Origin of the sequence: Cupriavidus necator (genome assembly GCF_016127575.1) — a bacterium.
Lineage (GTDB): Bacteria > Pseudomonadota > Gammaproteobacteria > Burkholderiales > Burkholderiaceae > Cupriavidus > Cupriavidus necator_D.
The window spans coordinates 3,742,846-3,754,367 of sequence record NZ_CP066018.1 but is presented as its reverse complement, the minus strand read 5'-3'; the positions used below and the strand labels follow the sequence as shown (position 1 = coordinate 3,754,367).

Sequence of the window (11,522 nt, the reverse complement as noted above, 5' to 3'; positions counted from 1 at the left end):
TGCCGAAACAGTTGACATGCACAACCCCAACTACATCCCTATACGCAGCGTTGACCTCAACCTCAGCGCTGCAACCCCTCATGCCTGGTGACCATAGCGAGCTGGAACCACCCCTTCCCATCCCGAACAGGTCCGTGAAACAGCTCCGCGCCGATGATAGTGCGGATTCCCGTGTGAAAGTAGGTCATCGCCAGGCTCTTATTCCCAAAACCCCTCGACAGCGTGTGCTGCGAGGGGTTTTGTCTTTTCCGGCTCGGAATCTTGCGGGCTCAGTAGTCCGCCAGCTTCTCGCCGTCGACTTCCAGGAGCTGGTCCAGGCGCAGGGTCTCGCCAGTCTTGAGCGTCAGATATTCGGCGCCGCCCAGGCTGTACACGTCGGTAATGGTCTCGGTGCGCTGCTGGAGCAAGCCATCGGCGTCGCGGTAGTGGATCTGCGTGGGCCTGCGCACGGTGGCGAGGTCTTCCAGGCGGTCGTGGAACTCGCAGCTGATCGGGCTGTACTGGGCGGCTGTGCTGGTCATGGCTATGGATCCTGTGTGCTGGTTCATTCGCTGTCTTTCACCGACTGGATCAGGTTGTTGCGCAGCGACGCAACTGCCTTCTGGATCCGGGCGAATTCGTCCGGGGCCAGGCCGGTCGCTCCGGCGAGGCTGGATTCCAGGCGCCGCTCGCGCAGCTTGCGGCCGGCCTTGGTCAGGCGCACACGTACCTGGCGCTCGTCTTCGGGGTCGCGCTGCCGCTCCACATAGCCCATCGCCTCCAGCTTCTTCAGGATCGGCGTCAGGGTGTTCGATTCGAGAAACAGCTTCTCTCCCAGGCTGCCGACGGTCTGGTCGTCCTGCTCCCATAGCGCAACGATGGTGATGTATTGCGTATAGGTCAGCCCCAGTTGCTCAAGGACCGGTTTGTAGGCCTTGCCGAAGGCAAGGTTCGCGGAATAGACCGCGAAGCACAGGAAGTCCGAGAGCATCGGGGTTGCGGCGGGCTTGTCGGTGGGTTTCATTTGCTGCCTCGTTGGCCAAAGACGGATGGATCGCAAGCGTCGATTATAGATCGTATGCGATTTTATCGCAGGTGCGATAACTTTCCGCGGCGGTTCCTGGAGCCCGAGGGAAGGGCGCCCGGAACCGGCAGAGAATCGTGCGCACAATCTGGCCTCCGCGGCGCTACGCGGTCTCAGGCGCGTGCGCCGTCGAGGTAAGGGTCGACCTTGCCGCGGGCGCCGTCGTAGTACGGGCTGCGCGTGCCGTGTACCGAGCGTGCGCCGTCGGTGTACGGATCGGCTGCGCTGGTGACCGAGCGAGCGCCCTCGGTGAAAGGGTCGCGCGCCGAACCGGCGGCTTGCGCGGCGGCGGCGGTCAACAGAGCGGCGGCGACAACGGTGTAGCGGGCGATGGAGATGAGCGTGGTCATGGTATGCATCCTTGTATCAGGTGATGTTTAGTCGTATCCGATTACATCGCATACGACTAATGGGAAATAACGAAAAGGTCAGGGAGTTACGACGTAAACACGTTCAGCGCCACCTCGATATTGCCGCGGGTTGCCTTCGAGTAGGGGCAGATCGCATCGGCGGCGTGAGCGAGTTGCGTAGCGACATCCTGCGGCAGGCCCGGCGCGCGCAGATTCAGGCGTGCCTGCAGGAAGTAATCCGCGCCGGTCTGGCCCAGGTCGACTTCGATGTCCACGGCCAGGTCGGACGGCAGTTCCAGCTTCATCTCCTTGGCCACGAGGCCGACCGCGGCGATGTAGCACGCCGACCAGGCACCCGCGAACAATTGTTCCGCGGTCGGGTGGGGCTGGACGGTCGTGAACACGTGCGCCGGGGTGGTGCTGTTGCCGGGCGACAGCGCGATGTCCAGCGTGCCGTTGTGGCCGCGTGAGGTAACGCCGGCGCTGCTGTGCATGGTGTGGGTCTTGCCGGTGGCGAGGACTTTTTCGATCTTGCTCATGGAATGGATCTCTGGTGGTTGTCAGTTGTATTTGAATCGCATCCGCTTAGATCGCATGCGATGGAATGCATAGTGGAACATGGGGCTTCCCTTGTCAAGGAAAAATATCGTGTGCCCGGAAGAGGGCCGGAAATGCGTCCTTGCCTACGCTTGCGCAGTGCTTTTGACATCTTAAGACGACTGGTCATATTATTCCGCCATGGCACGCACTGCAGACAAGACCGACATCCCCAACCGTTTGACGAAGGCGGGGCGCGAACTGTTTACGCGCCACGGCTACAACGCCACCGGCATCCAGCAGATCACCGACCACGCCGGCGTGCCGAAGGGGTCGTTCTACAACCATTTCGAGAGCAAGGAAGCGTTCGCGGCGGTCATCGTCGCGCAATACGCGGGTTTCCTGCAGCGGTCGTGGGAGGCGATGATCGATGAGGCGCCGTCTGCGCCAATGGCAGCGATCCGCTATGTCTTTGCCCGGATGATTGCGTACCACGAATCGAGGAAGCTGCAGGCTGGGTGTCTGATAGGTAACTTCGCGGCGGAGATTGCCTTGTCGAGCGAAGTCTGCCGGGCCGCCCTGCAATCCGCGCAACTGGCGTGGCGCGAACGCCTCGCCAGCATGATCTGCGAGGCCCAGGCGCACGGCGATATCCGTGCCGACATAGCGGCTGCCGAGCTATCCGGGCTGGCGTGGGATGCCTGGGAGGGCGCCTTGCTGCGCATGAAGCTCGAATGCTCTGTCGAGCCGCTGCGCCGCAGCGTCGACCTGATGTTTGACCACCTGTTCCAGCCGGCCGCTAACGGCGGTTCTCGCCGCAACAAGCCATAGACCAACTACGGAGTAAGTGATTCATGGGTGTACAGAACGAAGCCTTCCTCGCCGACGCGCTGTTCCAGCCAATCAAGCTGGGCAAGCTCGAACTGGCCAACCGCATGGCCATGGCGCCGCTCACGCGCAGCCGGGCCGACGACAACCTGGTGCCGACCGACATGGTGGTCGAGTACTACAGCCAGCGCGCCAGCGTAGGCCTGATCATCGCTGAAGCCACCCAGGTCTCGACCACTGCCCAGGGCTACACCAATACGCCGGGCGTCTACACCCCCGAGCAGATTGCTGCCTGGAAGAAGGTGACCGATGCGGTCCACGCTAAGGGCGGCAGGATCTTCCTGCAGATCTGGCACACCGGCCGCATGTCGCACACGCACTTCCAGCCGGACAACCAGGCCCCGGTCGCACCGTCGGCCATCGCTGCCAATGCCAAGACCTATATCAATGGCAAAGGCTACGTCGAATGCTCGGTCCCGCGCGCGCTCGAGACGGCCGAGATCGCTGGTATTGTCGACGACTTCCGCACCGCTGCAGCCAATGCCGTCCAGGCCGGCTTCGACGGTGTCGAAGTCCATGGCGCGCACGGCTACCTGCTTGACGCCTTCCTGCGCGATGGCACGAACAATCGCACCGACGCGTATGGCGGCAGCATCGAAAACCGCGCGCGCTTCCTGCTCGAAGTCATGGCTGCCGTGGTTAAGGAGATTGGTGCCGACCGGGTCGGCGTTCGCCTGGCGCCGGTCTCGCCCGTCAACGACGCGCTGGAGAGCAACCCACAGCCACTGTTCGAATATGTCGTGCGTGAACTGGAGAAGCTGCATCCGGTGTATATCCATGTCGTGGAAGGCCACACCGGCGGCCCGCGCGACAACGCCCCGTTCGACTATGAAGCGCTGCACCGCCTGTACACCGGCGTATGGATGGTCAACAACGGCTACTCCAAGGAGATGGCCGAAGAGGCGATTCGCCGTGGCAGTGCCGACATGGTCTCGTTCGGCCGCAAGATGATCACCAACCCCGACCTGCCGCGCCGCTTCCGCGAAAACAAGCCGCTGAACCGTCCGTTTGAAGACGCGTCGCTGTACGGCGGCAACGGTGCGCACGGCTACGTCGACTACCCCGAGCTGGGCTGACGCGGGCTCCGGCCAGAAAAAAAGCGCCCTTCGGAGCCGGGAGAAATACGTTCCAAAGGGCGCGTAAGCGCGTTTGACGATGGCTGCCTGCCTGAGGCAGGCTTGCTATGCACGGGCTTATGCCAAGGCGCCATCGGTATAGACGTCGAACTTGCGCGCGGGATCTGCCGATACCCCGCTGCGGTCCATGCCGGCCAGCGCGCCGTCGGTGTAGATGTCGAATTTGCGGGCAGGGTCGGCCGACACGCCACTGCGGTCGAGGCCGGAAACGGACTGCTCGTTGACGGGTGAAGCCTCAACGCGAGTACCGTCGATGAAGACGTCGAAGCGGCCGGCCCGCGCAGCTTCGCTATAGACGTCGCGCATGTCGATGCGGAAGGTGTAGCCGGACTTGTCGCCGGCAGGAGCGCTGTCGCGGGCGGCGGCATGGGCAATGCCGGCAGTGCAGGCGACTGCAATCGCGGCGGTGGCGAAGATCGTGTTGGCGAGCTGGCGGATCATGGCGGTACTCCGATTTGCGGTAAGGAGGGCAGAACGCGGCGGGCGTCCTCTCGCTTATACGCAGAAGCTGTGCCACCGGATGCGGACCGACAAAAATGGAGTCGCAGCCCCGTCATCAGCGAATTCCGCCCGGCTGGCGGAGTAAATGTTGGGCAGAAACAAACTTGCGGCGTATCAGCCGCCCACCCAAACCAACAGCTTCAGCCATCAGCCGCTTCTCGCGCCGGCATCCCCGCCTCCAACTGCTCCCGACAACGTCATGCTCGCCAGGCCAGTGCGGGCATTGCCCGCGCTGATGGACGGCGCCAACGCCATGCTCCCCCTGTAGAATCGGCTTCCACGCAACCCTGGAACGTCCCGCATGGACTCTCACGCCCCGGATCGCGGCGCGCTGGTGCCGCTTGCCTATCACGCAACGGTGGTCGACTACCTGCGCCGCCATGAGCCCGAGGTCTGGCGCTGGGCCGGCGCCCGCGCGACCGGCGCCGATCACCGCGAGGCACTGCGCTCGATGCTGCTGCGCGACACCTACCGCCTCGAGGCGGACGCACATGCCGACGTGCACGCGGCGCTGGCCGAGGCGATGGCGCGCCTCGGCATCGACGCCCCCGCGACGCTTTACCAGTCGCCGGGCCATGACATGAACGCGTCGCTGGTCTACGTGCCGGGCGAGGTCCACATCATCCTGCAGGGGCCGCTGCTGGATCGGCTGTCGCCGCCGGAGCTGCTGGCGGTGTTCGGCCACGAACTGGCCCACTACCTGCTGTGGTCGCGCGACGACGGCCAGTTCCTGGTGGCCGACCGCATCCTGAACGACGCGCTGGCCGCGCCCGGCGCCAGCGCCAGCCATCGCGAGACCTGGCGCCGCTACGCGCTGCACACCGAGCTGTTCGCCGACCGCGGCGGCGCCGTGGCCGCCCGTGCGGTGGCGCCGGCCGTGTCGACGCTGGTCAAGGTGCAGACCGGCATCGGCAGCGTGGACGCGGCCGCCTACCTGCGCCAGGCGGCCGAGATCGAGGCCCACGAAGCGGGCGCGAGCGCCGCCCACAGCCATCCCGAGACCTTTATCCGGGCGCGCGCACTGGCGCTGTGGTGGGAGGGCGCGGCCGATCTCGATCCATGGATCGAAACCCGGCTGCACGGCCCGCTGGCGCTGGAGAAGCTGGACCTGCCGGGACAGATCCGCCTGCAGGCGCTGACGCGCGGCTTCCTGGCCCACTTCCTCGCCGGCACGCCGCTGGCGAGCGAGGCAGTACTCGCGCAAGTGCGCATGATGTTCCCCGACTGGCGCGACGACGAACCAGCGATCGGCCCCGAGGGGTTGGGGCCGGACGTGGCCGACGACAGCGTGCGCGGCTACCTCAACGCGCTGATGATGGACCTGGCGCTCGCCGACCCCGACCAGCAGGACGCGGCGCTGCTGCGCGCCGGCCAGGTGGCGCAGGCGCTCGGCAGCCTGGAAGCGCTGCATGGCAACCTGCGCCGCGACGCCGGCTTCGGCAAGCGCGAGCTGGACCGCTACCAGCGCCAACTCCACCGCGAACTGGCCAGGGAGGGCCGGGCATGACTGACAGCACGACCCACGGCACCAATACCATTCCGGATATGACCGGCAGCGGGGAGCCGCGCATGCTGCGCGCCCTGATCGAGGCGCAGGCGGGCGCGGCGCTGCCCACCGACGACGTCCTGGTGCTGGTGCTGCCGCTGTTCGCGCAGGTTGCCACGCTGCACGCGCAGGGCAGGGTGGCCGCGCTCGATCGCGACAGCATCCTGGTGGACGAGGATGGGGCGCTGCGCCTGCGCCGGCCCGATGGCGAGGCGCCCGTCATGGACATCGGCGCGGTGCATCGCGTGCAGCCGCATCCGGCCTCGGGCCTGAACATCGTCGGCGCGCTGCAGCTCGGCCATGCCGACGACGGACAGCGCGACCAGGCCGACCTGGCGCTGCAGCTTGACGCTACGGCGCCCGTCGCGCGCCCGGTCTACCTGCCCGGCCCGGCCAGCTGGGAACGGCTCGTCGGCCACCACGACGAAATCGGCGACATCTTCCTGCTCGGCATGGTGCTGGCGAGCCTGGCCTGCGGCCTGGACTTCGCCGACGAGGACGACCTGCGCAGTTTCGTGGCGCATCGCCGCAACCTGTTCCTGCTGCATGAGCGCTTGCATCCGATCGTCGCCGCGGTGATCGTCGAGATGACCGAGATCAACCGCCACGACCGCGCCACCGATGTCGCCGCGCTGGCGACCCGGCTGCGCACGTGGCGCGACCAGCCACTCGGCCTGGACGTCGAGCGTGCGCTGGCCGGCACGACCGGTGCCACGCCGCGCCGCGCCGCCGTGCTCACGCACCTGCGCGACCGCCTGTTCGATCTGTCGCGGCGCAACCGCCTGCTGCATTTCCGTCCGACCGCGGTCAGCGTCAACGTCACCGTGGCCAGCGTGCCGCTGATGCTGCAGATCGAAAGCGTGCGGCCCGAGCATATCTGCACCTGGGGCGGACCGTTCGCAGCCGACCTGGTGGCGGGCAAGCCGGTGTCGCTGCAGCGCTGGCTGCGCTTCGACGACCAGCCCTACCTGCCGGCGTCGCTGGACCGCCTGATCGCCGAGACCCGCCGCGACCGCGCCGAGTATGGCTTCAGCAACCTGCGCCTGGTGGTGGCGTTCCTGCGCTGGCACAACCTGAAGGAGGCGCCGGACGAGCGCATCGTGACGCCGCTGCTGTGGCTGCCGGTGGAGCTGGTCAAACGCAAGGGCGTGCGCGACCAGTACGTGATCCAGTGCGCGGGCGGCGAGGCCGAGTTCAACCCGGTGCTGCGCCACTACCTGAGCCAGCTGTACGACATCCGGCTGGACGAGACGGTGGATCTCGGCAAGATCTCGCTCGAGGAGATCCATGCCGGCATCCTCGCGCAGATCCGCCGCTCGGAACCGTCAGTGGAGCTGCGCCTGGTCGACAAGGCCGCGGTGCGGCTGGTGCGGCAGAAGGCGCTGCAGCGGATGCAGCAGTTCCAGCGCCGCAAGCCGGGCCCGGCCGCCGCGCGCACCGGTGGCTGGCTGCCGCCGTACAGCTATGCGCAGGACGACTACCGGCCGCTGGGACGCGCGCTGTTCGAGCACTGGGTGCGGCCGAGCGAGCTGCCGCAGCGCTTCGAGGCGGGCGCCGCACCGGGCGCCGGTCCGCGCCAGCCACACATGAGCGGCCCCGCCGCCGCGGAAAGCGACGAGCGCCAGGGCTACGTGCTCGAGGAGTCCGAAGGCCACCGTTATGCCTGGGACCTGGACCTGACGCAGGTGACGCTCGCCAACTTCAACTACCGCAAGATGTCGCTGGTGCGCGACTACGCGCAGTTGCTGGACGAGCCCGGCGCCAATCCGGCATTCGACCGCGTGTTCTCGATCGATCCGCGCGACGTGGAGACGCAAGTGCCCGCGCCGCTCGCACCGGCCGAGCAGTGGAACGTGGTGGGGGCCGATGCGACGCAGAACGCCGCGGTCGGCCTCGCGCGCAGCCAGCGCAGCTTCATCATCCAGGGCCCGCCGGGCACTGGCAAGTCGCAGACCATCACCAACCTGATCGCCGACTACGCGGGCCGCGGCAAACGCGTGCTGTTCGTCTGCGAGAAGCGCGCCGCGCTCGACGTGGTGTTCCACCGGCTCAAGCAAAGCGGGCTGGACTCGCTGTGCTCCCTGATCCACGACTCGCAGACCGACAAGAAGGCCTTTATTGCCGACCTGCGTGCCTGCTACGAGCAGTGGATCGCGCAGCCGCACGATGGCGACGCGCTGGCTGCGCGCCGCACGCAGGTCGTCGAGGCGCTGGCCGCATACCAGCAGCGCATCGACGCATTCGAGTCGGCGATGGCCAGCGCGCCCGAGGCACTCGGCGACAGCGTGCGTGCGTTGCTGCGCCGCGTGGCCGCGTTGCCCGCTGTGCCCGAGGCAGGGCCTGCGCTGCGCGAGCGCCTGCCGGCGCTGGCCGCCTGGGACCGTCAGCGCGATCTCGCGCACCGCGTGCACCGCGCGATGCGCGAGCGCTTCGGTGTCGACAGCCTGGCCGCGCACCCGTTCGCGCGCCTGTCGCCGCAACTGCTGGCCGACGAGCGCGCCTATGGCCGCGCCGAGCAGCTGTGCCGTGACGCCGAGGCGCTGTTCGATGCGCTCGACCCGCTGCTCGACAGTACCGCCAGCCTGACCGGCCAGGACACCGCGCTGGAGCAGGCACGCGCAATCGCCGCCGACAGCCAGTGGCTGCTCGACACGGGCCTGGCCGCGCATCTGGACCTGCTCGACGCGGCCTCGCCGGCGCAAGCCGCGCTGCGCGAGATCCGCGCGGAGCTGGAGTCGCGCACACAGGCACTCGCCGACGCGCAAGCCGCAACGTCTAACTGGCAGGACAAGCTGAGCCCCGGCGATACCGAATCGGCGCTGGCGCTCGCGCGGCGGCTGGAGCCGTCGTTCGCGCGCTGGCTGCAGCCCGCATGGTGGCGGCTGCGCGGCGAACTGAAGCGCCGCTATGACTTCGGCAAGCACGCCGTCCATCCGGGCTACGGCAAGGTGCTGGAAGCGCTGGCCGCTGAGCACGCCGCGAGCGCCGCGCTGGCGGCGGCCGATGCCGACAGCCGCCGCCGCTACGGGGTCGGCGAGATGCGGGCTTTCCTGCGCGCGCTCGGCGAACTCGAGCGGCGCCTGCAGTCGGGCGCAGGCCCGCGCGAACTGGTCGCGCACTTGCGCCAGGCTGTCGACCCGGTCGCGGCGGCGCGCGCCGAGGCCGGTGCGCGCGAGTCGCTGGAGAAGCTCGCGCAGCGTGTACGCGACGGGCTGGCGCTGGCCGCCGATGCGCGCCTCGGCGACATCGCCGAACTGCTGCGCGACCTGCGCGAGGCGCTGGACGACCTGCCAGACCTGTTGCCGCTGTTGCGCGCGGTGCATGCGGGCGACCCCGCCTGTGCCGCCATGCTGCAGTGGCTCGATCACGCACCGGTGCAGCTCGAGGCGCTGGTCGCCGATGAGGCACTGCGCCGTCTCACGCGCGAGAACCCGGTGCTGGCGCGCTTTGGCGGCGCGGCGCTGGCGCAGGCTGCGCGCGCCGTGGCGCAAGGGCAGCGTGAACTGCTCGCGCTGAACGCGCAAGTGGTTCGCGCCACGCGGCACCGGCAGTTTGCCGAGCACGTGCGCGTGTCCTCGCTGTCGGCCACGATGCTGGACGCCGACGGCAAGGCGTTCAAGAAACAATACGCCACGGGTCGCCGCGAACTGGAGCACGAGTTCGGCAAGAGCATGCGCCACCGCTCGATCCGCGATCTCTGCGACGACGAGACCGGCCTCGTCATCAACGACCTGAAGCCGATCTGGCTGATGAGTCCATTGTCGGTGTCCGACACGCTGCCGCTGTCGCCTGATCTGTTCGACGTGGTGATCTTCGACGAGGCCAGCCAGATTCCGACCGAGGAGGCCGTGCCGGCGCTGAGCCGCGCGCGCCAGGTGGTGGTGGTCGGCGACGAGATGCAGCTGCCGCCGACAAGTTTCTTCACGGCCGGCGGTGCCGAGGGCGACGACGAGATCGTCGTGGAAGAGGAGGGCGAGCGCATCGCGATCAATCTCGATTCGGACAGCCTGCTGAACCAGGCCGCGCGCAACCTGCCCGCCACGCTGCTGGCGTGGCACTACCGCAGCCGTCACGAGTCGCTGATCAGCTTTTCCAACGCGGCGTTCTACGACGGACGCCTGGTCACCATTCCCGACCGTTTGCTGGAGCAGGCCGAGGACGAGGCGCCTGCGCTGCGTTCGGACCAGGAAGATGCCGGCATCGCGGGCGCCGACGCGCTGCTGGCGCGGCCGGTCAGCTTCCACCGGCTGGCCGACGGCGTCTACGCGGAGCGCCGCAATGCGCAGGAGGCGAACTACATCGCCCGGACCGTGCGCGAGCTGCTGCGGCGCGAGACCGGGCTGAGCCTGGGCATCGTGGCGTTTTCAGAGGCGCAGCAGGGCGCCATCGAGTCCGCGCTCGAGGCGCTGGCCGCCGAGGACGCGGACTTCGCGATGCGCCTCGAGCGCGAGTACGTGCGCGAGGACGACGACCAGTTCAACGGACTGTTCGTCAAGAACCTGGAGAACGTGCAAGGCGACGAGCGCGACGTGATCATCCTGAGCATCTGCTACGCGCCGGGGCCGGACGGCAAGATGCTGATGAACTTCGGCCCGATCAACCAGCGCGGCGGCGAGAAGCGGCTGAACGTGATCTTCAGCCGCGCGCGCCATCGGATGGCGGTGGTGTCGACGATCCAGGCCGAGGCGATCACCAACGTGCACAACGATGGCGCGGCCGCGCTGCGTGCGTTCCTGCAGTTCGCGCAGGCCAGCGCGCGCGGGCAGTTCGAACGCGCCCAGTCGGTGCTCGGCGCGCTGAACCCCGGCGCGCGCGACGCCTTCACGCGCGAGGCCACGCCGGACAGCGTCCGCGACGCACTGGCCGAGGCGCTGCGTGCGCGCGGCCACCAGGTGCACGCCAACGTCGGCCGCTCGCAGTTCCGCTGCGACCTGGCCATCGCCGATCCGTCGGGACAAGGCTACGCGCTGGCGATCCTGCTCGATGCGCCGTCCGAGCCGGTGACGGACACCGCCGAGCGCTATGTGTTCCGCCCCGGCGTCCTGCGCGGCTTCGGCTGGCTGGTGCTGGACATCCCCGGCAAGGACTGGCTCGACGATCGGGACGCGGTGCTGGCCCGCATCGAGGCCATGCTGGCCGATGGCGAGGATCGCGCGCTGGACGTGGAGGTCGAGATGCCGGTGCCGTTGGCGAAGCCGGCCGCGGCGCAGGATCCGGCGTCAACGGGCGAGGCCCGGACGGACGCGGCGACGGCATCGGCTGCGCAAGCGGAACTGGTTCGGAGCCTGCGCTTCGAACAGGGCACATCGCGCAAGTTCTGGCGTGCCAGCGTACGCGGGGCGGAGCTCTCCGTCACCTACGGCCGCATCGGCAGCACAGGGCAGACCAGCGTGAAGACCTTCGACAGCGCCGAGCGGGCACGGCGCGAGGCGGACAAGCTGGTGGCGGAGAAACTGCGCAAGGGCTACATAGAGGCGTAGCGCCTGGACAGGGCACAGGAG

General features: G+C 68.0%; 9 protein-coding genes and 1 rRNA gene. 5 read left to right on the top strand and 5 right to left on the bottom strand.

Annotation, left to right across the window (positions count from 1 at the left end; genetic code table 11):
• Positions 1-83: 83 nt before the first annotated feature.
• Positions 84-196: ribosomal RNA gene (gene rrf, locus I6H87_RS17710) — 5S ribosomal RNA — on the top strand.
• Positions 197-269: 73 nt separating this feature from the next.
• Here the strand turns inward: rrf and I6H87_RS17705 are convergent.
• From I6H87_RS17705 to I6H87_RS17690, 4 genes are all read right to left on the bottom strand, one after another.
• Positions 270-521, bottom strand: coding sequence for a hypothetical protein (locus I6H87_RS17705; RefSeq protein WP_010811758.1), 252 nt, complete (start codon positions 519-521; stop codon positions 270-272).
• A gap of 23 nt (positions 522-544) precedes the next feature.
• Entirely contained in the window at positions 545-1,003 is a 459-nt protein-coding gene (locus I6H87_RS17700) for a MarR family winged helix-turn-helix transcriptional regulator (protein WP_010811759.1), read from the bottom strand.
• A 173-nt stretch (positions 1,004-1,176) separates the two neighbouring features.
• Positions 1,177-1,413 (bottom strand): hypothetical protein, encoded by a 237-nt coding sequence (locus I6H87_RS17695; protein WP_011615217.1) that lies wholly within the window; start codon positions 1,411-1,413, stop codon positions 1,177-1,179.
• An 86-nt stretch (positions 1,414-1,499) separates the two neighbouring features.
• On the bottom strand, positions 1,500-1,952 hold the full coding sequence (locus I6H87_RS17690) for an Ohr family peroxiredoxin (protein WP_010811761.1): 453 nt from the start codon (positions 1,950-1,952) through the stop codon (positions 1,500-1,502).
• Positions 1,953-2,151: 199 nt separating this feature from the next.
• Here I6H87_RS17690 and I6H87_RS17685 point away from each other — a divergent pair, with 199 nt between their 5' ends.
• Complete coding sequence (locus I6H87_RS17685; protein ID WP_010811762.1) at positions 2,152-2,781, top strand: TetR/AcrR family transcriptional regulator; 630 nt, start codon at positions 2,152-2,154, stop codon at positions 2,779-2,781.
• A gap of 23 nt (positions 2,782-2,804) precedes the next feature.
• Positions 2,805-3,914, top strand: a complete 1,110-nt coding sequence (locus tag I6H87_RS17680; protein WP_011615218.1) for an alkene reductase — start codon at positions 2,805-2,807, stop codon at positions 3,912-3,914.
• Positions 3,915-4,031: 117 nt separating this feature from the next.
• Here the strand turns inward: I6H87_RS17680 and I6H87_RS17675 are convergent, their stop codons facing one another.
• Positions 4,032-4,415: a hypothetical protein gene (locus I6H87_RS17675; RefSeq protein WP_011615219.1), complete on the bottom strand. Its 384-nt coding sequence runs from the start codon at positions 4,413-4,415 to the stop codon at positions 4,032-4,034.
• Between the two features lie 361 nt (positions 4,416-4,776).
• Here I6H87_RS17675 and I6H87_RS17670 point away from each other — a divergent pair, with 361 nt between their 5' ends.
• Both I6H87_RS17670 and I6H87_RS17665 read left to right on the top strand, forming a co-directional pair.
• Positions 4,777-5,982: a M48 family metalloprotease gene (locus I6H87_RS17670; protein WP_011615220.1), complete on the top strand. Its 1,206-nt coding sequence runs from the start codon at positions 4,777-4,779 to the stop codon at positions 5,980-5,982.
• Complete coding sequence (locus tag I6H87_RS17665; RefSeq protein ID WP_011615221.1) at positions 5,979-11,501, top strand: AAA domain-containing protein; 5,523 nt, start codon at positions 5,979-5,981, stop codon at positions 11,499-11,501. The genes I6H87_RS17670 and I6H87_RS17665 overlap by 4 nt, the downstream gene beginning before the upstream one ends.
• The last annotated feature ends 21 nt before the right edge of the window (positions 11,502-11,522 follow it).

Coding starts and splice junctions, on each gene's coding strand:
- I6H87_RS17705 (WP_010811758.1), bottom strand. CDS start 521: ATGACCAGCACAGCCGCCCAGTACAGCCCGATCAGCTGCGAGTTCCAC.
- I6H87_RS17700 (WP_010811759.1), bottom strand. CDS start 1,003: ATGAAACCCACCGACAAGCCCGCCGCAACCCCGATGCTCTCGGACTTC.
- I6H87_RS17695 (WP_011615217.1), bottom strand. CDS start 1,413: ATGACCACGCTCATCTCCATCGCCCGCTACACCGTTGTCGCCGCCGCT.
- I6H87_RS17690 (WP_010811761.1), bottom strand. CDS start 1,952: ATGAGCAAGATCGAAAAAGTCCTCGCCACCGGCAAGACCCACACCATG.
- I6H87_RS17685 (WP_010811762.1), top strand. CDS start 2,152: ATGGCACGCACTGCAGACAAGACCGACATCCCCAACCGTTTGACGAAG.
- I6H87_RS17680 (WP_011615218.1), top strand. CDS start 2,805: ATGGGTGTACAGAACGAAGCCTTCCTCGCCGACGCGCTGTTCCAGCCA.
- I6H87_RS17675 (WP_011615219.1), bottom strand. CDS start 4,415: ATGATCCGCCAGCTCGCCAACACGATCTTCGCCACCGCCGCGATTGCA.
- I6H87_RS17670 (WP_011615220.1), top strand. CDS start 4,777: ATGGACTCTCACGCCCCGGATCGCGGCGCGCTGGTGCCGCTTGCCTAT.
- I6H87_RS17665 (WP_011615221.1), top strand. CDS start 5,979: ATGACTGACAGCACGACCCACGGCACCAATACCATTCCGGATATGACC.